Source organism: Haloarcula halobia (assembly GCF_029338255.1).
Taxonomy (GTDB): domain Archaea; phylum Halobacteriota; class Halobacteria; order Halobacteriales; family Haloarculaceae; genus Haloarcula; species Haloarcula halobia.
In genome coordinates, this window is the sequence record NZ_CP119787.1 from 1,379,442 (window position 1) to 1,403,902 (window position 24,461).

The following is a 24,461-nucleotide window of genomic DNA, read 5'->3' on the forward strand; positions in this document are numbered from 1 at the left end:
GTGACTGGCTCCGAGTGGGGGCCGACCCCAGTGCTGCAAACGCTTTTCATCGGGGCGGGTCTACCCTGTCGTATGTACGTCCGGGACGCGAAAAACCGCGAGGAGGTCTGGCTGCTGGACCACATCGAGGCGATGGGACTGGACGACACAGCGTTTCGCTCGCGGGACTACGTCGTGGCCATCGACGAGGAGTCCCACGAGAAGGCCGGGTTCGGCCGCATCCGTATCCACAAGACCGACGAAGGCGACTACTGCGAGCTGACGAGCATCGGCGTCCTGGAGGAGTGGGAGGGCCAGGGCGTGGGCGCACACATCATCGAGCGCCTCGTCGAGTACGCGAGTGACGAGGGGTTCGACGTCGTCTACTCGCTGACGAACGCGGCCGAGTACCTGGTGCAGTTCGGCTTCGACCCCATCGAACCGGCGCAGCTGCCCGACCGACTGCGCGAGCGCCTGACAGAGAAGCAAGAATCCCTCCAGCCCGACGCCGTCCCGCTGCGCCTCCAGGTCGACCGGTTCGAGATGCCCGGGCGACACCGCGACCGGTTCAAGCAGGCCGCCGCCGACGACGAGTCGGCCGACGAACCCGCGGAGGGGCCGGAGGACTTCGGTATCGACCCGGACGAGGCGACCTACAAGTACGACACCGGCCGCTGACGGCCGGTCAGCGGACCTCGAGGACCTCGAGGTCGAAGACCAGCGTCCGCCCGGCCAGTTCGTGGTTGAAGTCCACCTCGACGGCGTCGTCCCGGACGGCAGTCACGTCGCCGTGGAGGCCGTTCTCGGCGTGGACGTGCAGGCCCGGTTCCGGCCGTTTCCCCACCATCGCCTCGAACGTCTCGGGATCGTACTCCCGGACTCGCTCGGGGTCGTGGTCCCCGTAGGCCTTCTCGGGTGGCACCCGGACGGTGGCTTCCTCGCCCTCGCGCATGCCGACGAGCGCCTCGTCGATGCCCTCGATAATCTCGCCTGCACCCACGGTAAAGGAGAGCGCCGCGTAGTCGGCGTCGTCGGTGCCCTGGGCCTCCTGGAGGCCGTGTCGGCTGGCGACGTCGGCGCGCGACGTGTCGAATACGGTGCCGTCCTCGAACCGGCCGACGTACTCGATGGTGACGCCGTCGCCCTGCTCGATAGCCATTGGGGGAGGTGCGGTCACGTGCGGTAAAAAGCCGTCGGGCGCCGCCGCCGGAGTGGGCACGTTCGGACACCAGAGTGGCAACAACGCGGCGGGTCCCTGCACAGCAAGGTCACCGCGGGGACTGGTGTGGGACCACCGCGTCGCGAACGCTTATACTCGCGCCGGTCGAGGTTCCGGGCATGTTCGACCCCGACGAGCTGGACGACATCCGCGAGGCGAAAGCCCGGTGGGAAGCAGAGCAGGTCCAGCCGACCGTCGACCGATTCGGCGAACGCAAGGAGACGTTCACGACGGACACCGAGGGGCACGAGGTAGACCGACTGTACACGCCGGCCGACGTCGCCGACGTAGACTACGAGGAGGACCTGGGCTTCCCGGGCGAGGACCCGTACACCCGGGGCGTCTATTCGACCGGCTATCGGGGCCGCCTCTGGACGATGCGACAGTACGCGGGCATGGGCACCGCAGCGGAGACCAACGAGCGGTTCCACTACCTGCTAGAGCAGGGCCAGACCGGCCTCTCGATGGCCTTCGACCTGCCGACCCAGATGGGCTACGACTCCGACGACGCGATGGCCGCCGGCGAGGTGGGCAAGACCGGCGTCGCCATCGACTCCCTTGCCGACATGGAGACGGTCTTCGAGGGCATCCCGCTTTCCGACGTCTCGACGTCGATGACGATCAACGCGCCCGCGTCGGTGCTGCTGGCGATGTACATCGCCGTCGGCGACCAGCAGGGCGTCGACCGCGAGCAGTTGCGCGGGACCATCCAGAACGACGTGCTGAAGGAGTACATAGCGCGGAACACGTTCATCTACCCGCCGGAGCCCTCGATGCGGCTCATCACGGACATCTTCGAGTTCTGTGCGACGGAGGTGCCCAACTTCAACACCATCTCCATCTCGGGCTATCACATCCGCGAGGCGGGGTCGACCGCCGCCCAGGAGATCGCCTTCACGCTGGCCGACGGCATCGAGTACGTCGAGGCGGCCATCGACGCCGGCCTCGACGTCGACGACTTTGCCCCCCAGCTGTCCTTTTTCTTCGCCTCCTACAACAACATCTTCGAGGAGGTGGCGAAGTTCCGCGCGGCCCGCCGCCTCTGGGCGTCGATCATGGACGAGCGGTTCGACGCCGAGAACCCGAAGTCCAAACAGCTGAAGTTCCACACCCAGACCGCCGGGTCGACGCTGACCGCCCAGCAGATCGAGAACAACGTCGTCCGCGTGGCCTACCAGGCGCTGGCGGCCGTCCTCGGCGGGACCCAGAGCCTCCACACCAACGGCAAGGACGAGGCCATCGGCCTCCCGACCGAGCAGTCGGTGCGGACGGCGCTGCGGACCCAGCAGATCCTCGCCCACGAGTCGGGCGCGGCCGACACCATCGACCCGCTCGCCGGCAGTTACTACGTCGAGTCGCTGACCGACGACCTGGAGGCCGACGCCCGCGACCTGCTCGCGGACATCGACGACCGGGGCGGGATGGCCGACGCCATCGAGAGCCAGTGGGTCCAGCGCCAGATCCAGGACGTCGCCTTCGAGCGCCAGCGCGAACAGGAGGCCGGCGAGCGAATCATCGTCGGCGTCAACGAGTACGAGGTCGAGGAGGAGGGCGAACAGGACATCGAGGAGGTCGACGAGGCCGTCGAGCAGGCCCAGCACGATCGGGTCGCCGGCGTCCGGGAGCGGCGGGACGACGAGGCCGTCGAGGCCGCACTGGCCGCGCTCGAGGACGCCGCCCGGGGCGAGGAGAACCTCATGCCGTACCTCGTCGATGCGGTCAAGACCTACGCGACGACCGGCGAGATCTGTAACGTGCTCCGGGACGTCTTCGGCGAGTACCAGCCCGGGTCGTCGCTGTAACGCCGCACTTTCGATCCCAAAGCGTTCGGTCAGCTCTGCCCCGGTTTCCGAACGGCAACTGCATTGAACGATGGACGCGTAGTTTCACGTATGGAACACGACCGACTTCGCCCGGAGGTGTGCACATGAGCACCGACAGGTCCGACCGGCGACTGGTGACGCTGCTGCTCGTCGTCCTGGGGGCGCTCGTCGTCCTCCCGCTGTTCGGGATGGGATTCGGGATGATGGGCTACGGCTCGATGATGGGTGGGATGTGGGGCGGCGGGATGTGGAACGGCGGGATGTGGAACAGCGGTACGGCCCCTGGGTGGATGCTGTTCGTCGGCCTCGTGATGCCGCTCCTGTTTCTCCTGCTCCTCGTGGGAGCGGTGTATCTCGTCTACCGGTTGCTCACCGACGACGACGGGAGCGGCCAGGACGCTGCCATCGACGAGCTCAGGACGGCCTACGCCCGGGGCGACCTGACCGACGCGGAGTACGAGGACCGCCTGGAGCGCCTGCGCGAGGAGTGAGCGTTAGGTCTCCGATCATCAGCGCTGGTCCGCAACCATCCGTTCCAGTCGGTCGCTGACCGCGTCGGTCGCCGCCGTCAGCGCGTCACCGACGCGCACCTCGTAGTCGGCCGGCGAGTCGAGCTCCCGGACCGCCGGCGGCAGTTTCGCCAGCTGCTCGCGCGCTCGCTCCCGCAGGTCGTCCAGTGACGGCACGTCGTAGACCACGTCGCCGTCCTCGACGACCGTCTCGAGCAGGTCGGTTCCCGGCACGTTGTCGGCCTCCGAACGGAGCGCCAGTGTGTCGGACACGTACCTGCCGTCCTCCTCGACGCGACAGACGCTCTTGGCCCCGGGGTAGGTCACCTTCCCCGTCGAGAGTTTCATGCTCGGTTCCATCTCGCCGTCACGCCTGACGGCGACGAGCTTGTAGACGCCCTCGACCTTCGGGGCGTCGGTGCTGGTCACCAGTGCCGTCCCCGGCCCGAACCCGGCGGCGACCCCGCCCGCGGTGAGGAAGTCCCGAATCAGGTACTCGTCGACGCCCGAGGAGATGTAGATGTCGACGTCTCCGAGACGGTCGTCGACGGTCTTCGAGAGGACGGTCAGGTCACCGGAGTCCAGGCGGACGCCGGCGAGGTCGACGCCCAGCTCGTCGGCGACGGCCTGTGCAGTCTCGGCGCCGGCCACCGTATCGTACGTGTCGACCAGCAGTATCGCGTCGTCGCCGAACTCCGCGAGGAAGGTCTCGAAGGCGTCCCGTTCGGTCTCGAAGCTCTGTATCCACGAGTGGGCCATCGTCCCGAAGGTGGGGACGCCCAGCGCCTCGCCCGCGGCGACGTTCGAGGTGCCGTCGAAGCCCCCGATGTAGGCGGCACGGGCCGCCTTCAGCCCGGCGTCGGTGCCGTGGGCGCGCCGCGAGCCGAAGTCCACCAGCGACTGGTCCTCGCCGTAGCGACCGACGGTATCGCGCATCCGAGCCGCCTTGGTGGCGATCAGGCTCTGGAACCCCACCTGGTTGATGAGGGCCGTCTCCAGCAGCTGTGCCTGGCAGATCGGCGCGGTCACCTCCACCAGCGGTTCGTTCGGGAACACCGGCGTCCCCTCCGGGAGCGCTCTGACGTCACCGGTAAACGAGAGGTCCGCGAGGTACTCGAGGAAGTCGGGGTCGAACCCCTCGTCCTCGAGGTAGCGCAGCGCCCGGTCGCCGAACGACAGCGTCTCGACGAAGTGGACGGCCTGCTCCAGTCCGGCCGCCAGCATGTACCCGCGTCCCGGCGGGAGGTCCCGAAAGAAGAGGTCGAACGTCGCCGTCGGGGTGTGGTCCCGTGTGTGGTACCCCTGCATCATCGTCAGCTCGTACCGGTCGGTGAACAGCGACAGGTTCTCCGGGGTGACGTAACCGAAGTCGGTGTCGGCCATTGTCGATAGTTGACACGCTACGGGCAAAAGGGTGTGCTGACGGGCGTGCGAACCAGTCAGAGAGAACGAGCGACCGTGTGGCTTCGGCGACGGCGCCTCAGTGGGTGTGGCCCAGCGCCTCGTTGACGCGTTCGTTGAGATCTGCTATCTTGTGCCGGGGCTCCTCGCCGAGGTCCGCTGGTGGTTCCTCCATAGCTGGCTGGCCGTGGGCGTCGGGTTCGCCGACGATGACGGTGCCGATCATCCCCAGCGTCTCGTGGGGCTTGCAGTAGTAGTGGTAGACGCCCTCGGTCTCGAAGGTGTGTTCGAACGTCGCCCCCTGCTCGGTCAGCAGACCACTGTTCCAGGCGGCCGCTCCGTCGGGCACCAGCTGGGGCTTGTCGTTGTCGGGGTGGTACGCCGCCGTCGCGTGACTCCCGCTCTCGTTGTGGAAGGTGACGGTCCCGCCGACGGTCACGCGGACGACGTGTGGCGCAAAGTGGTACTCGCCGTCCTCCGTCTTCATCTTCACCTCGGCGTGGTCGGTGGGATCGCCGATCTCGCCGTGACCACCCTCCTCGTGGCCGTGACCGCTCTCGGTCTCCTCGCTGTGGCCGCTCTCGGTCTCCTCGTCGTGGTGTTCGGTCTCCTCACTGTGGCTGCTCTCGGTCTCCTCGTCGTGGTGTTCGGTCTCCTCACTGTGGCCGCTCTCGGTCTCCTCGTCGTGGTGTTCGGTCTCCGTACCGCCACCGGGTTGTCCTCCGGAGCTGGAACAGCCGGCGAGCCCGGCAACCGCAGTTCCTGCGACGAGCTGTAGCATGCGACGTCGAGTGTGGTTGGTGGTGGCCATTACAGGTAGACCTACTGTTCCCACTGGTATAGTCCGACGAGGAGATTTGCTGGCCCAGCAAACTCGCTGTCTTTTTAATAGGCGGCTGGGTTTACCTCTACACGTGCGCTCCGACCACGCCGTGACGGAGGTGTTCTCCGTCCTCGACGACGAGTATTCGCGGGCCATACTCGAGGCGACCCGTCGGGGCCCGAAATCCGGGAAGGAACTCAGCGAGGAGTGCGAGATGTCGCGCGCGACCGTCTCCCGACGGGTCAACGACCTCCTCGACCGTGGCTTTATCGTAGAGCGGACTCACGTCGACCCAGAGGGGCACCACTACAGCGAGTACGAGGCCGTCCTTGACCGGGTGGACGTCAGACTGAACGAGGAGAGCGGTTTCGACGTCCGCATCGAGGTCGCGGAGGACGCCGCGGACCGCTTTGCCCGCATCTGGAGGGAAATGCGAAACGACTGACCATGCACATCGAACTCGTCATCGCCAAGACCGTCACCGCCGCGCTCGGCGTCGCCATCGCGTACTAGGCCTACCGGGGGTACCAGCGAACCGGTAGCGAACCGCTCCGGTACGTCGCCGTCGGGTTCGTGTTCATCAGCGTCGGGGCCGTCCTCGAGGGTGTCCTCTTCGACGTCCTGGGCCTCTCTATCTTCGACGCCGGGACGATACAGACCACCATCGTCGCCGTGGGGATGCTCTTCATCCTGTACGCGCTGTACGGTGGGAGCAGGGAACTGGAGCGTCCGGGGGCCGAGGAATGACAGACACGACGACCACCGTCGTCCTGGCCGGGGTCCGCCTGGCGGTGTTGCTCCTGGGTGCGACCATAACCTACTACAGCGCGGTCGCGTACCGCAGGACCGGGGCGCAGTACCTCCGGAACGCGTCCATCGGGTTCGCCATCATGACGGTGGGCGTCCTGGTCGAGGGCCTGCTCTTCGAGGTAGCGGGCCTGAACCTCGAGGTGGTCCACATCGTCGAGTCCGTCGCCATCGGCATCGGCTTTCTCGTGCTCCTCGTCTCGCTGCGGCAGTGAGTGGCGGCCACCGACGGCCCGTCCGTCGACTCCGGAACTATATGTCGGGACGCCCAACCTCTCTGCATGCACTTCGACCACGCCGGTATCGCCACGGACGACGCTGCCACACTGGCGGACCTGTACGGCGCCGCCTTCGACGTGTCGGTCGCCCACGAGGAGACGTTCGACGGGATGCAGGTCACCTTCCTCGACCTCGGTAACGGGTACTTCGAGCTCCTGGAACCGCTCCCCGACAGCGAGGGGGCCATCCCCACCTACCTCGAGCGGGAGGGCCCCGGCGTCCACCACCTCGCGCTCGCGACCCCGGACGTCGAGGCCGCCCTGGCGGCCGCCGTCGAAGGGGGCGTCGACCCGATCGACGACGAACCGCGGCCGGGGGCCTGGGGGCACGAAGTGGCCTTCCTGCATCCGAAGTCGACCGGCGGTATCCTGCTGGAACTGGTCGAGCACTGACCGCGCCGGACCGCCGTGGGCTCACTCCGCGGGCCGGTCACGGGAGTCGTGGAACGCCGCAAACAGGTCCGCCGCGCCGTCGGTCAGGCGGGCAGGGGGGTCGGCGAACCACGTCGCACCGACGAGTTCGGACTCGTCGACGTCTATCGACCCCTTGCGATACTCGGCCCGGAAGTAGACGTCCAGCGTGTGGACCGACCCCTCGGCGTCCGTGTCGGGGAAGTACCTGCTGTGGACGACCTCCTCGACGCCGGTGATGGTACAGCGGACGCCGGTCTGTTCGTGGACCCGCCGCACCGCCGTCTCCTGCATCGACTCGTACTGGTCGCCCTCGCCGCCGCCGGGGAGCGCCCAGCGGTCGGCGCCGCGGCCGAGCACCAGCAGTACCCGGTCACGGGTGTCGGCACCCGCCGCCTCGGGGCGTCAGCGGCCGTCGACTCCTCGTCTCGCTCGCCGTCGCCTGTCATACCGTGACGTTCCCGCCGAGGCGGATAAATGAGACGGTCTCCCGTATCGGCGTCACGTGGTGGAACAGACACATAAAGGTCTATTACGGCCCCGTGAGAGGAATCGTCCATGCAGGCAATTGTTCTCGCGGGTGGCTACGCCACGCGGCTCTGGCCCGTCACGCGGAACCGACCGAAGATGTTGCTCCCGGTGGGGAAGTCGACGGTCATCGACCGCATCCTCTATCAGCTCGAGGACGACGAGCGAATCACCGACGTCTTCGTCAGCACGAACGAGCGGTTCGCCGAGGCGTTCGAGGACCACATCGAGGACATCGGCCTCGAGAAGCCCCAGCTGTCCGTCGAAAAGACGGTCGAGGAGGACGAGAAGTTCGGCGTCGTGGGCGCTCTTGCCCAGCTCGTCGAGCGTGAGGGCTTGGGCGACGAGGACCTGCTCGTCGTGGCCGGGGACAACCTGATGGGCTTCGATATCGGCGAGTTCATCGACCACTTCGAGCAATACGAGGACCCCACGCTCGCGGCCTACGACGTCGGCTCGCTCGAGAAGGCGAAGTCCTACGGCCTGGTCCAGCTCGAGGACGACCAGGTCGTCGACTTCCAGGAGAAACCCGACGACCCCAAGAGCACACTCGTCTCTATCGCCTGCTACGCGCTCCCGGCCGACGCCATCCTGTTCGACGAGTACCTCGAGGGGGACAACAACCCCGACGAACCGGGCTGGTTCATCCAGTGGCTCGTCGACCGGGGGCCGGTCCGTGCGTTCAGCTTCGACGATGCGTGGTACGACATCGGCGAGGCCGAGAACTACCTCGAGGCCGTCGCCTGGAGCCTGGGCGGCGAGAACATGATCGCCGACGACGCGACCCTGGAGAACACGACGCTGGGCAAGAACGTCCACGTCCTCTCGGGGGCCCACGTCGAGAACTCCCACCTCGAGGAGACGGTGGTCTTCGACGGGGCGACCATCGTCGACTCCGACATCCACGGCTCCATCGTCGACCGGAAGGCCCACGTCGAGAACCTCGACCTCTCGGGCGCGCTCATCGGTGCCCACAGCGAAGTCGCCCACGAAGGATAGGCGCCACGAACCGGTTCGGAAGGGGGTTCTCTCGCCCTGGCCGGTTTCGATTGGAGCGGCCGGGCGCCGTTACGCGCGTCGGTAGAAAGGGGCGTCGACGTCCGGGGACGCCGACTCGCCGTCAGTCCGCGCTATGTCGCGGAACGTACTGGCAGTCGGTACATCCCCAGGTCGCGCCGTCGAAGGTGATAGCGCCGTTACAGTCGGGGCAGCGGTACGCCAGGGTGGTCGAGAGGCTGTTGGTTGCCATTGTGATACTCGAGTCAGTCTACCAATATGAATCTTATTATAATATCGGCGATATTCCTTAAGGCACTCGAAGGATGGTAAAGGCCGTGTTCCGAGCGGCGCAACCCTGCTCTGAGTGGCCTACGCCAGGAAGGCGTCGGTGATCTCGAGCGCCCCGCGGTCGCCCTGCCACCGCCGCTCGTACTCGAGTTCGATGCGCCGGTCCATGTGGGGGCCGTCGGTGACGAGCGTCTCGAACTCCCCGCCCTCGCCGAGGATGTGGACGCCGTACTCGTCGGACAGCGTCTCGAGTTCGTCGAGCGCCGCGGCGTCGATTGTCCGGCCGAGCCACGACTCGTCCAGTCCGTAGGCGGCGACCTGGACGATGCGAATTTCGAAGCCCGCGTCGAGCATCGCGTCGGCCAGGTCGCGGGGGGGTTGCTGCCAGAGCGGGGCGAACAGCTCGGCCTCCAGGCGCTCGGCCATCGCCTCGATGCGGGTCGTCTGGTACTCGCTCTCGACGGCACCGGCCGTGAGACCGCCGATGCCGCGGTCCAGTTCGCCGTCGAGCTGGCGCAGCGCGGCCTCGAGCGGTTCGAGTTCCTCGTCGCCCTGGACGCCCGCGTCGGGGACGTCGCCGGCCCCGAAGTCATCGGGTTCGACCTCCAGGAGGGGGATGCCGATGCTCTCGGCGGCCAGGGCCGCCAGTCGCGTCGCCGGGACGTGATACATGTAGGAGTCGCCCTCGGGGTGGACCGTCACCAGTCGCTCGACGGGGTACCCACGTTCGAGCGCCCGGTAGAGCGCCCACGAGGAGTCCTTGCCGCCCGAGAACAGCGAGACCCACGCGCCGTCTGACATGGGGCTGGGTAACCGGTCGGCGGCTAAATCGCTGTCTATCGACGCTGCGGATCAGTCGGCCAGTTCCCGCTCGATGTCGGTCTGACTGACGTAGGCCGCGACGCGGACGCCCACGAGACTGATGAGGATACCCGCGAGGATGAACGCCGCCAGTCGCTGTCCCGACTCCAGGGTGAAGCGTTGGACCTCGACGATGCCGAGGTCCGTCGGGGTGACGACGAAGGGGTCGAAGACCCCGCCACGTTCGAGGAAGTACGCCGAGAAACCGCGGACCACCAGGCCGACCGCGACGGCACCGAACGGGAGGTTCACGTAGGCGCTGCGGACCCCCTCCCGCTCGAGCAGTTCGTCCAGCAGGCGCCCCACCGACGCCGCCAGCGCCGCGGCGGTGAGCCAGGGGACGCTGTGGAACAGGAACATGTTGACGACGATGAACGGGCTCGTCTCGCCGATAGATCCGACGCCCAGCGCGCCGGCGAACAGCCCCACCACCGAGAGGCCGGCGGCGACGACGTAGGTGACCAGCGACACCTGGCCGGAGTACAGCCCCTCCCGAATCTGGCCGGGGAGCCGCGAGAGGTAGTCGTCGATGCCCAGTCCCTTGTAGATGAGGAAGACGCCGAGCGCGGCGGCGATGGCCCCCACCGCCATGGTCGTGCTCTCGACGACGACCAGCAACAGCGGGAACGCGAGCATGACGATGCCGATGGGGACCAGCACTGTCTTGCGCAGCTCCTCGTCGGCGAGGAACTGCTTGAGCAGGTAGTACGTCGACTCGATGTCCCGGGCCTGTCGGACGACCACGCGGTCCACGGCGTCGACACGAACCCGGCTCTCGACGATGGGGACCAGCCGTTCGTCCTCGGCGCTGTCGACGACGACCACGGCGGAGTCGGGGTCGTACTCCTCGACGAGCTCGTCTGTCTGTCGTGCGATCTGGCGGTCGGCGCCGACGCTGTCGGTCCCGCCGCCGACGACGGCGACGACGACCTCGCTCCCGTCCCGCTCGAGGTCCTCGGTGACGCGCAGCCCCTCGAGCAGGCAGTTGACCCGGCTGTCCTCTGGGTCCACGACCCCCGTCTCGGTTATCAGTCGCTCGACGGCAGCACTGCCGACGACCGGACACTCGTCTGCGACCGGGCTGTCCCGGTCGATACAGACGACCAACGTGGTCACAGTTTTGCAGACACGCCCCCGAGATAAAAATCCCTCGCGCCGTTCACCGGCGGAATGAGAGTCCGTCGACGTCGCCGTCGACGGCCCCGGTCAGGCCCGCACCCAGCGCGTAGGCCGTCCGCTGGGCGCCGCCCCGGAGCCGCTGGGTCAGGCCGCGCTGGGGCTCGAACTCGGCGACGGTGACCGGTTCGCCCAGTCTGTCCTCGAGGCGCTCCTCGACGTCCTCGCGGGTCCCGATGCGGTCGACCAGCCCCCGCTTGTGCGCGTCGGTGCCGAGGAAGACCTTCGCCTCCGTCGCCCGGATCTCCTCGGGGTCCATCTCGCGGCCCTCGGCCACCGTCTCGACGAACTGGTCGTAGTAGTCGTCGACGATGCCCTGGAGGTACTCGCGTTCGTCCTCGCGTATCTCCTTCAGCGGGAGGCCGGCGTCCTTGTAGTCCCCGGCGGTGAACTGCTCGTAGGAGAGGCCCGCGCGGTCGGCCAGGTCCGTGGCGTTGACCCGCGAGCCGATGACGCCGATGGAGCCGACGATAGAGCCCTCGCGGGCCCACAGTTCGTCACAGCCGGCGGCGATGTCGTAGCCGCCGCTCGCACAGACGTCGGTGGCGTAGGCGACGGTCGGCCCCTCGAAACGCTCCGCGGCCAGGCGGATGTCCTCGCTCGGGACGATTTCCCCGCCCGGCGTGTTGAGCTTCAGCAGGAGCGCATCCGCGCCCTTGTCGGCGTCGGCCCGCTCTATCTGCTCGACGACGTCGTCGGCGCCGGCGCCGACCGGCGGGCTGACGACGCCGCCACCGCCATCGCGGGTAATCGGGCCCTCGACGGCGACCTCGGCGACGTTGTGTGAGGGGGCGACGGAGTCGGCGGCGTTGCCCCCGATCTTGACCGCGGCGACGACGACGCCGACGACCAGCAGGACGCCGAGCAGCTCGGCGAGGTCGCCCGGGAAGGCGACGAACAGCACCCACCCGACCACCGCGGCGACGAGCGCCACGGCGCCGACGACCACCAGCCGGGTGACCGTCCGACTCGCGCTCACTGGTACATCCCCAGCGGCCGCGCGCTCGTGCTCTCCTCTGTGTCCTGGAGCTGCCGGGCGAGGCGGGCCTTGGCCTCGCGGATCTGCTCGGCCTGGTCGACGAGGACGTCGGTGTCGACCTCGATGCCGGCGATGGGGCCGATGCCCTCCGAGAGCAACCGGCGGGCGGCCCGCGGGTCCGGGAACCGCCGGTCGGCCTCGACGACCAGGCCGACGCTGGTCAGGTCGATGCTGTTGGCCTCGTGGATGAGGGCGCCGGTCGGCCCGGTGATGGCGCCGTCCTCGGTGGGGACGTCGACGCCCGCCGCTTCGAGTAGCGACGCCCCCTCGCCCGTGGAGACGCCGTAGACCACGGGTTCCCGCTCCTCGTCCGGTTCGGTCGCCATCCCGCTGAGGAAGACCGGCGTCACGTCCATCTCCGCGAACCAGCCCACGATGCAGCCCGCGAACTCCGTCGCCGCGGACGGCGAGATCGGCGCGTCGCTCTGGAGGACCAGCAGGTCCTGGTCGGCGTCGGCGTAGAACCGGACCGGCGAGCGGATCTGGGGGTCGCCATCGGCGTAGACACCGATCTCCGGGAGCCCCTCGCAGTGGGCCGATGCGTAGTGGTCCATGTCGTACACCTCGACCAGGTGGTCGGCGGCGATCTTCCCGACGAGGCCGACGCCGGGGAGTCCCTCGACGAGTGTCGGTTCGTCCAGCGTGACGTCCTCACGGTGGACTTCAACGTGTGCCATGCCCCCGTATTCGACTGCCGAAGGCATGAAAGGCGGGGTGGAACGGTCACCGCGCCGGGGTCGGGCTCTTGCCGTCCCGGGAACGCGCGACTCCAGACCACGACCGACCTACGACACGGCGAGGAACGGCACGCGAGGGGCTGTACCGGCCAGTTCCTGCCACCAGATATATGCCTTCTCAGCCCAAGCGAACGGCAGAACATGGAGCGACCGACGCACGTAGCGAGCTCGGGGCCGGTCCTGGTCGTCCAGTCCGACGGCCGCATCGACCACGTGAACACGGCGGCCCGACTGCTGCTGGACGCGCCCTCCACCGACGCCCTCGTCGGGGAGTCGGTCCTCGAATTCGTCGCGACCACGGACCGGGACCCGCTGCTCGACCAGTTCGACCGGTTGGTGGGAGGTGACGCGTCGGCTATCGGGCTGACCCTCACGCTGACGGGCCCGACTCGCGGCGCTCGAGACTTCGTCGTCCTGAACTCGGCCGTCGAGTGGGACGGGGCCGAGCGCGTCGAGATGACCGCCTTCGATGCGAACGAGGAGCTCCCGACCGGGTTCCAAGAGCGGACGATGGACGCCACGCCGGTTGGCATCACGATTGCGGACGCCGACCGGCCGGACGAACCCATCATCTACGCCAACGACGGGTTCTGCGAGCTGACCGGCTACCCCCGCGAGGAGATACTCGGCCGGAACTGTCGGTTCCTGCAGGGGGAGGAGACGAACGAGGACACCGTCGCGGAGGTCAGGGACGCCGTCGACGCCGAGGCGCCGATCACGACCGAACTCCGGAACTACCGTCGCGACGGGTCGATGTTCTGGAACCGGCTCACGATAACGCCGGTCGAGGCACCGGACGGGACCGTCACACACTTCCTCGGCTTCCAGGAGGACGTGACCGACCGCCGGGCCTTCGAACAGGCGAAACGGATCTTCGAGATGCAGGCCGAGGCGCTGGACAAGTCCATCTTCATCACGGACACCGAGGGCACCATCGAGTACGTGAACCCGGCGTTCGAGCGAACGACCGGTTACTCGGCCGAGGACGCCGTCGGCGAGAACCCCCGGATTCTGAACTCGGGCCAGCAGGACGAGACGTTCTATCGCGAGCTGTGGGAGACCATCACCGTCGGTGAGGTCTGGGAGACCGAAATAACGAACCGGCGGAAGTCGGGCGAGCTGTACCGGACGACACAGAAGATCGTCCCGGTGACGGACGCCGACGGAGCGGTAACCAACTTCGTCGCCATCGAGGAAGACGTCACGGACGCCCAGTTCATCGAGCAGGTGCTGCACGTGATGGACCGCGTGCTGCGACACAACGTCCGGAACTCGGTCACCGCGATTCGCGGATTCACGGACCTTCTGGAGGGCGAACTCGACGACCAGGAGCACCGCGCCGCCGTCGAGGCCATCCAGGAGCACACCGAAAAGCTGGGCAAGCTGAGCGACGAGACCCGGACCATCCGGGAACTGTTCCGACGACGGCACGCCGAGCACTCGCTCTCGGTGGCCGCGGTCGAGGGATTCGTCGACACGCGACGCGAGATGCACCCCGAGGCCGTCATCGAACTCTCGATGGACGCCGGCGACGACACGGTGGTCCAGAACGGCAGCCTGTTGCAACTCGCCATCGACGAGGCGCTCGAAAACGCCGTCGTCCACCACGACGGCGAGACGCCACGCGTCGCGGTGACCGTCGAGGCGGCAGACGACGGCGAGGCGCTCCGCGTCGAGATAGCCGACGACGGCCCCGGGATCCCCGACGAGGAGTGGGACGTCATCATGGCCGGCGAGGAGACGCCGCTCCAGCACGGGACCGGCATCGGCCTCTGGCTCATGTACTGGACGGTCACGGCGCTGGGCGGCACGATGCGACGGGCCGAGAACGATCCACGTGGCACCGTCATCACGTACCACGTGCCGCTCGTCGCCGGCGACCACGTCGACGAGTGGAAATCGAGCGAGTGAGTCGCGCCGGTTGGCTGTCGCGACGGCCCGGGTAGACCGCCTTCCCGTGTCGGTGCCCGACCGCTGAGCCCGGCTCCAGACTTCGAAACCGACAAGCGACCTCCCGGCCAACCCCGGGCCAATGGAACCACCCGACCGGTATCGCCCCATCGTCGACGACTTCGAGGCGTTCCGCGAGGCCTGCGAACGCCCACTCCCGTCGGTGGTCAGAGTCAACACGATCAAGGCCAGCGTCGCGGACGTCCGACAGGCACTCGCCGAGGCCGACATCACGGCCGACCCGGTCGACTGGCACGACCGGGTGCTCGTCCTGCCCGAGGACCCGCCGGGGAACAACTGGCCGTACTTCCACGGCTGGATCCACGGCCAGGAGGAGGTCTCTGCCGTCCCCGCGACGGTGCTGGACCCCCAACCGGGCGAGCGCGTGTGGGACGCCTGTGCCGCACCGGGGAGCAAGACGACCCAGCTCGCGGCGCTGATGGACGACCGCGGCGAGGTCGTCGCCAGCGACAACAACCTCGGGCGGATCTCGGCGCTCCGGTCGAACACCGAACGGCTCGGCGCGACCAGCGTGGCCGTCACCCACGAGGACGCGCGCAACCACTCGCTTTCCCCCTTCGGCGGGGCGACCTACGACCGCGCGCTGGTCGACGTGCCCTGCTCCTGTGAGGGGACCATCCGCAAGAACCCCGACGCCTTCGACGACTGGTCGCTCTCGCACGTCCAGGGCGTCGCCGGCGTCCAGAAGGGCATCCTCGCGCGGGCGGTGCAGGCCACCGACCCCGGCGGCACGGTCGTCTACTCGACGTGTACGTTCGCGCCGGAGGAAAACGAGGCCGTCCTCGACCACGTGCTCGGCGAAGAGGACTGTGAACTCGTCGACTACGACCTCCCGCTGACACACCGGCCGGGCGTCACCGAGTGGCAGGACGAGGCGTTCGACCCGAGCGTCACCCGGGCGAAACGCATCTACCCCCACCACAACGACACGGGCGGGTTCTTCTGTGCGAAACTGGAGGTGACGGGATGAGCAACGACAGCACGACGTTCACCCGGTTGCCCGCGACGGACGCCGAGCGCGAGGACGAGGGCAGGGCCACCCGCGCGGAGGTCGTCGACTTCTGGGCCGAGCGGTTCGGCGTCCCGCCCGAGACGTTCGCCGACTACACGTTCTGGGAACGCGGCGCGGGCAAGATATGGGTCTACCGGGGTGACCCACCGTCTCCGGTGGACGTCGAGGGCCTGGGGATGACGTTCCTCAGGACCCGCCAGGAACACTGGAAGCCGACGCTCGAAGCCGTCCAGCGCTTCGGCCACCACGCGACGACGAACGTCGTCCACCTCGAGGAAAACGAAGCCGAGGCGTTCGTCGCCGGCCACGACCAGGAACTCGACTGGGACGGCGACTGGGGCTACCTCGTCGTCACCCACGACCTGGCCGGCGACCCCGAACCCGTCGGCGTCGGCCTGTACGTCTACGGCGAACTGCGCTCGCAGGTGCCGAAAGGGCGGCGACGGGAACTGGACGGGTAGTCGACGCCTCGCCCCGGTTTCACTCTCTGGGCGCGATCGTCCCGCCGGACAGTCCGTCCCACTCGACCCGGTAGCCGAGCCTGGCCAGCAGCGCGCTGTCGTCGTCGACGCCGTATTCGTCGAACACGGTTTCGACTGTCCCGTAGGCCATTCCGGCTTCGAGTTCGTCACGCAGGTCCGCCAGTACTCCCGGACGGACGAGCGTCCGGCCGACGCGCTCGTGGTCGGGGAACGACTTGTCCTCGATGGCGTCCTCGCTGACGCCGTGCTCGGCGGCCAGCGCCGCGAGCGACACGACGTCGGCCTCGGGCCGCAGTTCGTCGGGGAGGGCCGCCGCGCTCGCGGCGACGAGGTCCGACTCGTAGGGCCGCAGCGCGTCACGGACGTCCTTGACACGGACCCGGTCCCTGTAGGGGATCGCCCGGTGGTCGAGCGACTCGATGGCCTCGCCGACGCCCAGCGAGTCGTCGACGGCGACGAGCAGTTCCACGCCCTCCAGATCGGCCAGCCGAGCGAGTTTCTTCTCGACGTACTCGGGCGTCCAGAACCCCATCACCTCGAAGAAGACGCGGAACTCGGCGTCGGCGTTCCCGGTGTTCTGTACGCCGTCCGCGCCGCCGGGTTGCCACTCGAAGGCGAAGTCGGGGACGACGACGTGTTCGCCGGCCGCGAGCGGTTCGGGTTCCCGGACGAGCGTCCAGTCGAGGCCGAGTGCCTCGAACCGTGCGGCGAAATCGGCCTCGACCCCGCTGTCGTAGGTCACCGTCGCCACGGGGTCGGTGCCCGGCGGCGTGAGGTCGGCGTCGGAGAGCGTCAGCGTCCGCTCGGTCCCCCGGTCGTCGACCGTCGCCTCGAGGTGCCACTCGCCGGCCCGCGAGACGGTCCGCAGGAGTCGGGCGAAGCGGGTTCCGTACCGGCGCGTGTTCGAGAACAGCGCGTCCGGCCCGGTGACGACGACTTCACGGCCCGCCTCGGTCCTGCGGATCTCGTACATGAGTCGGAGGCGCTTGACCGCCGAGACGAGCGTCGTGGGGTCGGACGAACGGACGCGAACCTCCGTCGCGTCGAACAGCGCCGTCTGGGCCAGCGAGAGGTTGTACTGCCGGCGCAGATCCGCCGGCGTCCAGCGCGCGTCGACGTCCGCGAGCACTTCGCGAGCCTCCAGATCGGCGTAGAGGGAGTCCTCGACCGCCTCGACGGACACCCCCAGTCTGTCGGCCGCCCGTTCCAGCGCGTCGGCGCGCTCGCCGTCGGTGACGACGCCGACGGCCTCGGCCGCCTCGAAGACCCGCCGTCGCACCCGCTCGGGTGGGACGGCCGCTCGCGTCTCGAAGGTCGCCGCCCGTTCGAGTAGTTTCGCGAACCCGCGGACGAGCTTGAAGTCCGCGTCGCCCTCGAGGTCGGTGAGCGCCGCTTGCAGGTCGGCACGCGTCTCGCCGACGTGCCCCTGATAGACCCCGAGGACGCGAGCGGCCAGTCGGTCCGCCGACTCGTCGACGAACTGCGGGTGGTAGCCGCCGCCGGCCCGCGAGACGCGCAGGAGGTCCTTCGTCAGCACGCCTTCCAGTGGGTGGCCGCGCTACAAAAGTGCCTCGCGCTACTCGTCGCGCTCTGCCCGTCGCCGCCAGGCCCGCTCCTGTCGTCGCTCGGCGACGTGGCTGTCGCCGTCGGCGATGTCCTCGCTGGCCTGGCGCTCGAACTGCTGGACGTCGTCCAGCAGTCCGTCCTCGAACGTCTCCAGCAGGTCGTACGTCCACCGCTCGTCGACCGCGCCACTTGGAAGCAGGTCGGTCCGGAGGCGGTCGGCCAGGTCGTCGTAGCCACAGGCGCGCAACACCGGTTCCGCGTCGTCCAGGTGGTCCATCGCGTGTCCCGTGGCGTGGTGGAACTCGATGAGGTTCCCGTGGGCGCGCCGGAGCCACTCGAGCCCCAGTTCGACCGAGTGCAGCGCGTCCACCTCGAAGTCGTTGAGGTCGGTCGGGTCGTCTGTGGTCTGTGCCATGTGTTCACGTACGTCTTGGAGCGCCATACCTCTTGGCCGCCTGCTGGGGCGCACCGCCCGCGGACCGGCCGCCTGCACCGAGCGGGCTACCGGCGACGCCGTGCCACCCGCTCTTCGGCGGTCTCCTCGGTCACCAGTTCGTACAGCAGGGCTCGGCCGCCGTCGGCTTTCGGGCGGAGGATTCGGCCCAGGCGCTGGGTGAACTCGCGTTCGGAGCCACTCCCGGAGAGGACGACGGCGACGTTGGCGTCCGGGACGTCGACGCCCTCGTCTAAGACGTTCGCCGTCACCACCCGGGAGTAGGTGCCGTCGCGAAAGCGTTCGAGAATCTCCCGGCGTTCGCTCGCGCCGGTCTCGTGGGTGATCGCGGGTATCAGGAACCGCTCGGAGAGCCGATAGACGAGGTCGGTGTAGGCGGTGAAGACGATGACGCGGTCGTCGCGGTGGGTATCGAGGATGGCGGCGAGGCGCTTGACCTTGCGCTGGGCGTTCATCATCTCCTCGCGGGCGCGCTGCTTCGCCAGGAGCGCCTCGCGGGCCGCGGGGTCCCGGCCCGAGCGCTTGACCAGCTCCTGGTAGTCGCTGCCCGACCGGAGTTCGATGCCCGAGCGGGCCAGATAGTCGGTGAACGTGCCCTGGTACTCCTCGTAGCGCTCGCGCTCGGCGTCGGTGAGCGCGACTTCGAGGCGCTTGATGTCGTAGTCCGCGAGGTGCTCGCCGGCGAGGTCGTCTACCGCGACCCGGTGGACCAGCGGGTCCACCAGGTCTTCGACCACGTCGTGCGCATCGTCGGGCCGTTCGAAGGTCGCCGTGAGTCCCATCCGAGCGGGCGCGGCGAGTAGTCGCGCGATGTCGCGGTACCCCTCGCCGCCGAGATGGTGCACCTCGTCGAAGACCACGAACCCGAAGCGGTCGCCCAGTTCGTCCGCCCGGAGGTACGCCGAGTCGTACGTCGAGACGGTGACCGACTCGACGCGCTGTTCGCCCCCGCCGAGCCGACCGACGGGGACGTCGAACTCCCGTTCGAGTTCGCGCTGCCACTGCTCTAACAGGTCGATGGTCGGGACGACGACCAGCGTGGGCGTGCCCAGCGCGACCATCGCGGCGATGCCGATGACCGTCTTCCCGCTCCCGGTCGGCAGTTCGAGACAGCCGCGGTCGCCGGCCGACCGCCAGGCGTCGAGCGCCGTCTCCTGGTAGGCGCGCAGGTCGTAGGTCGTCGCGAGGTCGAGCGACGGGTGGTCGAGGACGCGGTCCTCGTACTCGACGCCACGCTCGTCGAGGGCAGTACGGAGCGCCGCGTACCGGTAGGCTGGCGCGCGCGCGCTCTTCGAGCGGGCGTCGTCTTCGACGCCGGGAAGGTCCGCCGGCGGGTCGCCGTCGAGTCGGACGGTCCCGTTCTCGAACGTCAGCGTCAGCACGGCTTCGCGTTCGCCGCTGGGCCGGATAACGCTTTCCGCCCCGCCGACGCGCTTCGGCGCGTCGATCTCGGCCGTCGACTGCCAGGAGTGGATTTCTGAATCCTTTTATTCGCGAACGGACTTCGTACGTACATGACCGAACAGGACGCCGCCGACGACTCGTCCGTGGCCGACACCGAGCGGACAGTCGAGGACGTCGACATCGAGGAGGCCCCCGAGGACGTGGACGTGAGCGAGGTCGACATCGATGGGGCGGACGACGCCGCGTCCGGGACGCCCGACGAGGCGCTGGTCGAGCGCGTCGCCGAGTCCGACCCCGAGGGCATCGCGAGCGAACTCGCCGCGCTCCGGGCCCGGACCGAGATGCTGGAAGACGAAGTCGCCGACCGCGAGGCCGAAATCGAGGAACTCGAGTCGAAACTGAAGCGCAAACAGGCCGACTTCCAGAACTTCAAGAAACGGATGGAAAAGCGCCGCGAAGAGGAGGAACAACGGGCCACCGAGGATCTGGTGACCCGCCTGTTCGACGTCCGTGACAACCTCGATCGCGCCCTCGAACAGGACGAGGACGTCGACATCCGCGACGGCGTCGAGGCGACGCTCCGCCAGCTCGACGACGTGCTCGACGCCGAGGGGGTCGAGGTCATCGACCCGGACCCGGGAGCCGAAGTCGACCCGACACAGCATCAGGTGCTCGCCAGGGTCGAGAGCGACGAGGAACCGGGTTCCATCGCCGACGTCCACCGCCTGGGCTACCAGATGGCCGACAAGGTCCTCCGCGAGGCGCAGGTCACCGTCAGCGAAGAGTAGCGAGGGATAGCGAGGGTCTGAGCGAAGCGAAGACCCTCGTAATTGTGAACGGCGAGCGAAGCGAGCCGTGAGCAGCGGATGGGAAGCGAAGACCCTCGTAATCACGAGGGACACGGACGGAGCGTGGTGCCCGAGTCGACGACCCCCGACCGCTCGTGTTGCGGTACGTGTTATATGTGCTGATTAGTGGTCGCCGAACAGTTCCAAACCGCCGGAAGGGGGCCCCTCTGTACGGTTCGGAACTCGGCTCATCTAGCAACTTTTAACCGGCGCAATCCGGTAAGAGTCGGTAAGATGACGAGCAACAAAATCCTGGGTATCGACCTCGGGACGACGAACAGCGCGTTCGCGGTCATGGAGGGTGGCGACCCGGAGATCATCGTCAACGGCGAGGGTAACCGGACGACGCCCTCGGTCGTCGCGTTCGACGACGGGGAGCGCCTCGTCGGCAAGCCCGCCAAGAACCAGGCGATCAAGAACCCCGACCAGACCGTCCAGTCGATCAAGCGCCACATGGGCGAGGACGGCTACACGGTCGAACTCGACGGCGAGGAGTACACGCCCGAGCAGGTCTCGGCGATGATCCTCCAGAAGATCAAGCGCGACGCCGAGGAGTATCTCGGCGACGACGTCGAGAAGGCCGTCATCACGGTCCCGGCGTACTTCAACGACCGCCAGCGCCAGGCGACCAAGGACGCCGGCGAGATCGCCGGCTTCGAGGTCGAGCGCATCGTCAACGAGCCGACCGCGGCCGCGATGGCCTACGGACTCGACGACGAGTCCGACCAGACCGTGCTCGTCTACGACCTCGGTGGGGGTACCTTCGACGTCTCCATCCTCGACCTGGGCGGCGGCGTCTACGAGGTCGTCGCCACCAACGGCGACAACAGCCTCGGCGGCGACGACTGGGACGAGGCCATCATCGACTACCTCGCCGACGAGTTCGAGGCCGATCACGGCGTCGACCTGCGCGAGGATCGCCAGGCCCTCCAGCGCCTGACCGAGGCCGCCGAGGAGGCCAAGATCGAGCTCTCCTCGCGCAAGGAGACCCGAATCAATCTGCCGTTCATCGCGACGACCGACAACGGGCCGCTCGACCTCGAGGAGAAGCTCACCCGCGCGAAGTTCGAGTCGCTGACCGAGGACCTCATCGATCGTACCGTGGGCCCGACGGAGCAGGCGCTTTCCGACGCCGGCTACGACAAGGGCGACATCGACGAGGTCATCCTGGTCGGCGGGTCGACGCGGATGCCCCAGGTCCAGGAGAAAGTCGAAGAGATGACCGGCCAGGCGCCCCAGAAGAACGTCAATCCCGACGAGGCCGTCGCGCTGGGCGCGGCCATCCAGGGCGGCGTCCTCTCGGGCGACGTCGACGACATCGTCCTGCTGGACGTGACGCCGCTGTCGCTGGGCGTCGAGGTCAAGGGCGGCCTCTTCGAGCGCCTCATCGACAAGAACACCACCATCCCGACCGAGGAGTCGAAGATCTTCACCACCGCCCAGGACAACCAGACGCAGGTCCAGATCCGCGTCTTCCAGGGCGAGCGAGAGATCGCCGAGGAGAACGAACTGCTCGGCGCCTTCGCGCTCTCGGGCATCCCGCCGGCCCCCGCCGGCACCCCGCAGATCGAGGTCTCGTTCAACATCGACGAGAACGGCATCGTCAACGTCGAGGCCGAGGACAAAGGGTCGGGTAACAAGGAGGACATCACCATCGAGGGCGGCGCCGGCCTCTCCGACGAGCAGATCGAGCAGATGCAAGAGGAGGCCGAGGAACACGCCGAAGAGGACGAGGAACGCCGCAAGCGCATCGAGGCGCGCAACGAGGCCGAGGCCTCGGTCCGCCGCGCCGAGACCCTCCTCGAGGAGAACGAGGAGCAGATCGACGGCGACCTGGAGGCGACCATCGAGGAGAAGATCGAGGACGTCGAGGCGGTCCTCGAGGACGAGGACGCCGACACCGAGGACTACGAGGAGGTCACCGAGGCCCTCTCCGAGGAACTCCAGGAAATCGGCAAGGCGATGTACGAGGAACAGGCCCAGCAGGCCGCCGGCGGTGCAGCGGGCGCCGGCGCGGCGGGCGCTGGTCCCGGTGGCGCAGCGGGCGCCGGCGCCGGTCCGGGTGGTGCGGCCGGCCAGGACGGCGAGTACGTCGACGCCGACTTCGAGGACGTCGACGACGAAGAAGAGAAAGACGACGAGTAACTGCACCGCCAGTCTCCTCTCGATACTCGCATCCGAATCGGGTGAAAAAACGAACCCGGGCCTTTCGACCGCGCTGGTCGCGGTCTCTCGTTACAGCGTCGCCAGAATCTCCGGTGGCACCAGGACGCTGTCGATGCGGTGAACGACGCCGTTGGATGCTTCGGTGTCCGGCGCTTCGATGGTCGCCCCGCCGAGTTCGTCGCCACCGCCGTTGAGGCCGAGGCCGTCGACGTCGACTGTGCCACCGGTTTCCATCTTGATCTTCGAGGCGTTCACCACCGACTCCGAGTATCGTCGGCCGTTGGTGACGTGGTACAGCAGCACTTCTGTGACGCCGTCGGCTCCGAGAGCGCCGACGACGTCGTCCAGATCCTCGATATCGTCGTCGAGTACGCTATCGAGCGTCGCAATCAACTCACCGAACGCTTCGTTATCCGGTGCGAACACCGTGTACTGTCGATTTCCGTCGAGCACGCCGGCGAGTCCGGTCGCATTGAGCGCGGCCTCCAGACTGCTGAAATCCGGCGACTCCTCGACGATGTCGAGAATCGTCCCGTCGGCACTCGCTCCCTCTCGTCGCCCCTTCCCTCGCGCTGCTGCTGTTCCGACACCAGTTGTGAGCAAGATACCTGCCCCTCCGACCGCCTTCAGTACGTTTCGTCGATTCATGTCTGCCATGTTGCACCCGTAAAATGTAACTGAGACTATTAGTTACGTATGCCACACCCGTTAGGAAGCATCGTCGACAGATTGTACAACTCTCGAGAGTCGTCGCTCGGACGGTGTCAACTGGTACGTAACTGGGCTAGAACCGCTGTCAGATACCTAACCGAAGCGCCAACGGCGAAGTTGCTCGCCCCCCGTTCCTGTCTACCGCGAGCACGAGTGGACACCCGAACGACCCGGTCGAGACGCTCCGGTTCCAGCATTCGAAGGCGTTATACGCTCAGGCGCGAGTCACGCTGGTATGAGCGCCTGGTCGGATTGGAATCACATCGTGAAAATCGACCCCGACAAGACGTTGGTCGACGGCGAGACCTACGAGGACGTGGCTGCGACCGGAACCGACGCCATCGAGGTGGGCGGCACGACCGGGATGACCGAGGAGAAGATGACCCGGGTCGTCGAGGCCTGCGGGAAGTACGACATCCCGGTCTACATCGAACCGTCGAACCCCGCCTCGGTGGTCCATAGCGACCGCCACGACGGCTATCTCATCCCCGTCGTGATGAACGCCGGCGACGTCACCTGGATCACCGGGGCCCACAAGGAGTGGATCCGCATCGACGACGACATCGACTGGTCGCGCACGTTCACGGAGGCCTACATCGTGATGAATCCGGACGCCTCCGTGGCGACCTACACGCAGGCCAACTGCGACCTCGAGGCCGACGAGGTGGCGGCCTACGCGGAGGCCGCCGAACACCTGCTGGGCCAGGAGATCATCTACGTCGAGTACTCCGGCATGCTCGGGGACGCCGCGAAGGTGGGCGCCGCCCACGACATCCTCGACGACGCGACGCTCTTCTACGGTGGTGGCATCCGCGACTACGAGTCCGCCCGGACCATGGCCGAGCACGCCGACACCATCGTCGTCGGCGACCTGATCCACGACGAGGGCGTCGACGCCGTCCGCGAGACCGTCGAGGCCGCCAACGACGCCAAAGCCGCCACCCCGACCGACTGACGGCAGATTCCTTT

25 protein-coding genes and 2 pseudogenes are annotated in these 24,461 nt (G+C 67.8%); 14 read left to right on the top strand and 13 right to left on the bottom strand.

Annotated features, from left to right (window positions below; translation table 11 throughout):
* The first annotated feature begins 72 nt into the window (after nt 1-72).
* On the top strand, nt 73-657 hold the full coding sequence (locus P1K88_RS07315; RefSeq protein ID WP_276413795.1) for a GNAT family N-acetyltransferase: 585 nt from the start codon (nt 73-75) through the stop codon (nt 655-657).
* 7 nt (nt 658-664) lie between these two features.
* On the opposite strand, the gene P1K88_RS07320 is transcribed toward P1K88_RS07315, so the two are convergent.
* Nucleotides 665-1,138 (bottom strand): FKBP-type peptidyl-prolyl cis-trans isomerase, encoded by a 474-nt coding sequence (locus P1K88_RS07320; protein ID WP_276413797.1) that lies wholly within the window; start codon nt 1,136-1,138, stop codon nt 665-667.
* Nucleotides 1,139-1,317: 179 nt separating this feature from the next.
* On the opposite strand from P1K88_RS07320, the gene P1K88_RS07325 reads away from it, so the two are divergent.
* Both P1K88_RS07325 and P1K88_RS07330 read left to right on the top strand, forming a co-directional pair.
* Complete coding sequence (locus P1K88_RS07325; RefSeq protein ID WP_276413799.1) at nt 1,318-3,000, top strand: acyl-CoA mutase large subunit family protein; 1,683 nt, start codon at nt 1,318-1,320, stop codon at nt 2,998-3,000.
* Nucleotides 3,001-3,125: 125 nt separating this feature from the next.
* The gene (locus P1K88_RS07330) at nt 3,126-3,512 is read left to right on the top strand and encodes an SHOCT domain-containing protein (protein WP_276413801.1); all 387 of its coding nucleotides are present in this window, start codon (nt 3,126-3,128) and stop codon (nt 3,510-3,512) included.
* A gap of 18 nt (nt 3,513-3,530) precedes the next feature.
* Here P1K88_RS07330 and P1K88_RS07335 read toward each other — a convergent pair whose 3' ends face one another.
* Both P1K88_RS07335 and P1K88_RS07340 read right to left on the bottom strand, forming a co-directional pair.
* Nucleotides 3,531-4,913, bottom strand: a complete 1,383-nt coding sequence (locus P1K88_RS07335; RefSeq protein WP_276413803.1) for a nicotinate phosphoribosyltransferase — start codon at nt 4,911-4,913, stop codon at nt 3,531-3,533.
* A 97-nt stretch (nt 4,914-5,010) separates the two neighbouring features.
* Nucleotides 5,011-5,712, bottom strand: a complete 702-nt coding sequence (locus P1K88_RS07340; RefSeq protein WP_276413805.1) for a plastocyanin/azurin family copper-binding protein — start codon at nt 5,710-5,712, stop codon at nt 5,011-5,013.
* 133 nt (nt 5,713-5,845) lie between these two features.
* On the opposite strand from P1K88_RS07340, the gene P1K88_RS07345 reads away from it, so the two are divergent.
* The 4 genes and pseudogenes from P1K88_RS07345 to mce all read left to right on the top strand — a co-directional run bounded on the left by P1K88_RS07345 (nt 5,846) and on the right by mce (nt 7,232).
* Entirely contained in the window at nt 5,846-6,199 is a 354-nt protein-coding gene (locus tag P1K88_RS07345; protein ID WP_276413807.1) for an ArsR/SmtB family transcription factor, read from the top strand.
* Between the two features lie 2 nt (nt 6,200-6,201).
* A pseudogene (locus P1K88_RS18420) lies at nt 6,202-6,501 on the top strand (DUF7521 family protein).
* Nucleotides 6,498-6,776, top strand: coding sequence for a DUF7521 family protein (locus tag P1K88_RS07355; protein ID WP_276413811.1), 279 nt, complete (start codon nt 6,498-6,500; stop codon nt 6,774-6,776). The pseudogene P1K88_RS18420 and the gene P1K88_RS07355 overlap by 4 nt, the downstream one beginning before the upstream one ends.
* A gap of 66 nt (nt 6,777-6,842) precedes the next feature.
* Nucleotides 6,843-7,232 carry a methylmalonyl-CoA epimerase gene (mce, locus tag P1K88_RS07360; RefSeq protein WP_276413813.1) on the top strand — a complete coding sequence of 130 codons (390 nt, stop codon included), beginning with the start codon at nt 6,843-6,845 and terminating at the stop codon, nt 7,230-7,232.
* Between the two features lie 21 nt (nt 7,233-7,253).
* On the opposite strand, the pseudogene P1K88_RS07365 reads toward mce, so the two are convergent.
* Nucleotides 7,254-7,652: pseudogene (locus P1K88_RS07365) on the bottom strand (NUDIX domain-containing protein); the annotation flags it as partial.
* Between the two features lie 156 nt (nt 7,653-7,808).
* Between P1K88_RS07365 and P1K88_RS07370 the strand changes: the two are divergent.
* Nucleotides 7,809-8,777, top strand: a complete 969-nt coding sequence (locus P1K88_RS07370) for a nucleotidyltransferase family protein (protein ID WP_276413817.1) — start codon at nt 7,809-7,811, stop codon at nt 8,775-8,777.
* A gap of 121 nt (nt 8,778-8,898) precedes the next feature.
* Here P1K88_RS07370 and P1K88_RS07375 read toward each other — a convergent pair whose 3' ends face one another.
* The 5 genes from P1K88_RS07375 to P1K88_RS07395 form a co-directional block, all read right to left on the bottom strand.
* Complete coding sequence (locus tag P1K88_RS07375; RefSeq protein ID WP_276413819.1) at nt 8,899-9,027, bottom strand: hypothetical protein; 129 nt, start codon at nt 9,025-9,027, stop codon at nt 8,899-8,901.
* Nucleotides 9,028-9,146: 119 nt separating this feature from the next.
* Nucleotides 9,147-9,866: a diphthine--ammonia ligase gene (locus P1K88_RS07380; protein WP_276413820.1), complete on the bottom strand. Its 720-nt coding sequence runs from the start codon at nt 9,864-9,866 to the stop codon at nt 9,147-9,149.
* A gap of 51 nt (nt 9,867-9,917) precedes the next feature.
* Complete coding sequence (locus tag P1K88_RS07385) at nt 9,918-11,042, bottom strand: DUF373 family protein (protein WP_276413821.1); 1,125 nt, start codon at nt 11,040-11,042, stop codon at nt 9,918-9,920.
* A gap of 43 nt (nt 11,043-11,085) precedes the next feature.
* The gene (gene sppA, locus P1K88_RS07390) at nt 11,086-12,054 is read right to left on the bottom strand and encodes a signal peptide peptidase SppA (RefSeq protein WP_276414128.1); all 969 of its coding nucleotides are present in this window, start codon (nt 12,052-12,054) and stop codon (nt 11,086-11,088) included.
* 23 nt (nt 12,055-12,077) lie between these two features.
* Nucleotides 12,078-12,818 (bottom strand): proteasome assembly chaperone family protein, encoded by a 741-nt coding sequence (locus P1K88_RS07395; RefSeq protein ID WP_276413822.1) that lies wholly within the window; start codon nt 12,816-12,818, stop codon nt 12,078-12,080.
* 201 nt (nt 12,819-13,019) lie between these two features.
* On the opposite strand from P1K88_RS07395, the gene P1K88_RS07400 reads away from it, so the two are divergent.
* The 3 genes from P1K88_RS07400 to P1K88_RS07410 all read left to right on the top strand — a co-directional run bounded on the left by P1K88_RS07400 (nt 13,020) and on the right by P1K88_RS07410 (nt 16,322).
* Nucleotides 13,020-14,789, top strand: a complete 1,770-nt coding sequence (locus tag P1K88_RS07400) for a PAS domain-containing protein (protein WP_276413823.1) — start codon at nt 13,020-13,022, stop codon at nt 14,787-14,789.
* A 121-nt stretch (nt 14,790-14,910) separates the two neighbouring features.
* Nucleotides 14,911-15,819 carry an RsmB/NOP family class I SAM-dependent RNA methyltransferase gene (locus P1K88_RS07405; protein WP_276413824.1) on the top strand — a complete coding sequence of 303 codons (909 nt, stop codon included), beginning with the start codon at nt 14,911-14,913 and terminating at the stop codon, nt 15,817-15,819.
* Nucleotides 15,816-16,322: a DUF7122 family protein gene (locus tag P1K88_RS07410; RefSeq protein WP_276413825.1), complete on the top strand. Its 507-nt coding sequence runs from the start codon at nt 15,816-15,818 to the stop codon at nt 16,320-16,322. The genes P1K88_RS07405 and P1K88_RS07410 overlap by 4 nt, the downstream gene beginning before the upstream one ends.
* A 19-nt stretch (nt 16,323-16,341) precedes the next feature.
* On the opposite strand, the gene P1K88_RS07415 is transcribed toward P1K88_RS07410, so the two are convergent.
* From P1K88_RS07415 to P1K88_RS07425, 3 genes are all read right to left on the bottom strand, one after another.
* Nucleotides 16,342-17,880: a DUF790 family protein gene (locus P1K88_RS07415; RefSeq protein WP_276413826.1), complete on the bottom strand. Its 1,539-nt coding sequence runs from the start codon at nt 17,878-17,880 to the stop codon at nt 16,342-16,344.
* Between the two features lie 39 nt (nt 17,881-17,919).
* Complete coding sequence (locus P1K88_RS07420; RefSeq protein ID WP_276413827.1) at nt 17,920-18,324, bottom strand: hypothetical protein; 405 nt, start codon at nt 18,322-18,324, stop codon at nt 17,920-17,922.
* A gap of 86 nt (nt 18,325-18,410) precedes the next feature.
* Nucleotides 18,411-19,745 (bottom strand): DEAD/DEAH box helicase family protein, encoded by a 1,335-nt coding sequence (locus P1K88_RS07425; RefSeq protein WP_276413828.1) that lies wholly within the window; start codon nt 19,743-19,745, stop codon nt 18,411-18,413.
* 132 nt (nt 19,746-19,877) lie between these two features.
* Here P1K88_RS07425 and P1K88_RS07430 point away from each other — a divergent pair, with 132 nt between their 5' ends.
* Complete coding sequence (locus tag P1K88_RS07430; protein ID WP_276413829.1) at nt 19,878-20,555, top strand: nucleotide exchange factor GrpE; 678 nt, start codon at nt 19,878-19,880, stop codon at nt 20,553-20,555.
* 294 nt (nt 20,556-20,849) lie between these two features.
* Nucleotides 20,850-22,760 (top strand): molecular chaperone DnaK, encoded by a 1,911-nt coding sequence (gene dnaK, locus P1K88_RS07435; protein WP_276413830.1) that lies wholly within the window; start codon nt 20,850-20,852, stop codon nt 22,758-22,760.
* A 90-nt stretch (nt 22,761-22,850) separates the two neighbouring features.
* On the opposite strand, the gene P1K88_RS07440 is transcribed toward dnaK, so the two are convergent.
* Nucleotides 22,851-23,429, bottom strand: a complete 579-nt coding sequence (locus P1K88_RS07440) for a fasciclin domain-containing protein (protein ID WP_276413831.1) — start codon at nt 23,427-23,429, stop codon at nt 22,851-22,853.
* A 298-nt stretch (nt 23,430-23,727) separates the two neighbouring features.
* On the opposite strand from P1K88_RS07440, the gene P1K88_RS07445 reads away from it, so the two are divergent.
* Complete coding sequence (locus tag P1K88_RS07445) at nt 23,728-24,447, top strand: phosphoglycerol geranylgeranyltransferase (RefSeq protein WP_276413832.1); 720 nt, start codon at nt 23,728-23,730, stop codon at nt 24,445-24,447.
* The last annotated feature ends 14 nt before the right edge of the window (nt 24,448-24,461 follow it).

Bases quoted from the DNA above. Each gene is read 5' to 3' on its own strand.
- P1K88_RS07445 (WP_276413832.1), top strand. From the start codon at position 23,728: ATGAGCGCCTGGTCGGATTGGAATCACATCGTGAAAATCGACCCCGAC.
- P1K88_RS07375 (WP_276413819.1), bottom strand. From the start codon at position 9,027: ATGGCAACCAACAGCCTCTCGACCACCCTGGCGTACCGCTGCCCCGAC.
- P1K88_RS07320 (WP_276413797.1), bottom strand. From the start codon at position 1,138: ATGGCTATCGAGCAGGGCGACGGCGTCACCATCGAGTACGTCGGCCGG.
- P1K88_RS07400 (WP_276413823.1), top strand. From the start codon at position 13,020: ATGGAGCGACCGACGCACGTAGCGAGCTCGGGGCCGGTCCTGGTCGTC.
- mce (WP_276413813.1), top strand. From the start codon at position 6,843: ATGCACTTCGACCACGCCGGTATCGCCACGGACGACGCTGCCACACTG.
- P1K88_RS07395 (WP_276413822.1), bottom strand. From the start codon at position 12,818: ATGGCACACGTTGAAGTCCACCGTGAGGACGTCACGCTGGACGAACCG.
- P1K88_RS07325 (WP_276413799.1), top strand. From the start codon at position 1,318: ATGTTCGACCCCGACGAGCTGGACGACATCCGCGAGGCGAAAGCCCGG.
- P1K88_RS07315 (WP_276413795.1), top strand. From the start codon at position 73: ATGTACGTCCGGGACGCGAAAAACCGCGAGGAGGTCTGGCTGCTGGAC.
- dnaK (WP_276413830.1), top strand. From the start codon at position 20,850: ATGACGAGCAACAAAATCCTGGGTATCGACCTCGGGACGACGAACAGC.
- P1K88_RS07355 (WP_276413811.1), top strand. From the start codon at position 6,498: ATGACAGACACGACGACCACCGTCGTCCTGGCCGGGGTCCGCCTGGCG.
- P1K88_RS07335 (WP_276413803.1), bottom strand. From the start codon at position 4,913: ATGGCCGACACCGACTTCGGTTACGTCACCCCGGAGAACCTGTCGCTG.
- P1K88_RS07430 (WP_276413829.1), top strand. From the start codon at position 19,878: ATGACCGAACAGGACGCCGCCGACGACTCGTCCGTGGCCGACACCGAG.
- P1K88_RS07420 (WP_276413827.1), bottom strand. From the start codon at position 18,324: ATGGCACAGACCACAGACGACCCGACCGACCTCAACGACTTCGAGGTG.
- P1K88_RS07380 (WP_276413820.1), bottom strand. From the start codon at position 9,866: ATGTCAGACGGCGCGTGGGTCTCGCTGTTCTCGGGCGGCAAGGACTCC.
- P1K88_RS07370 (WP_276413817.1), top strand. From the start codon at position 7,809: ATGCAGGCAATTGTTCTCGCGGGTGGCTACGCCACGCGGCTCTGGCCC.
- P1K88_RS07410 (WP_276413825.1), top strand. From the start codon at position 15,816: ATGAGCAACGACAGCACGACGTTCACCCGGTTGCCCGCGACGGACGCC.
- P1K88_RS07330 (WP_276413801.1), top strand. From the start codon at position 3,126: ATGAGCACCGACAGGTCCGACCGGCGACTGGTGACGCTGCTGCTCGTC.
- P1K88_RS07340 (WP_276413805.1), bottom strand. From the start codon at position 5,712: ATGCTACAGCTCGTCGCAGGAACTGCGGTTGCCGGGCTCGCCGGCTGT.
- P1K88_RS07405 (WP_276413824.1), top strand. From the start codon at position 14,911: ATGGAACCACCCGACCGGTATCGCCCCATCGTCGACGACTTCGAGGCG.
- P1K88_RS07440 (WP_276413831.1), bottom strand. From the start codon at position 23,429: ATGAATCGACGAAACGTACTGAAGGCGGTCGGAGGGGCAGGTATCTTG.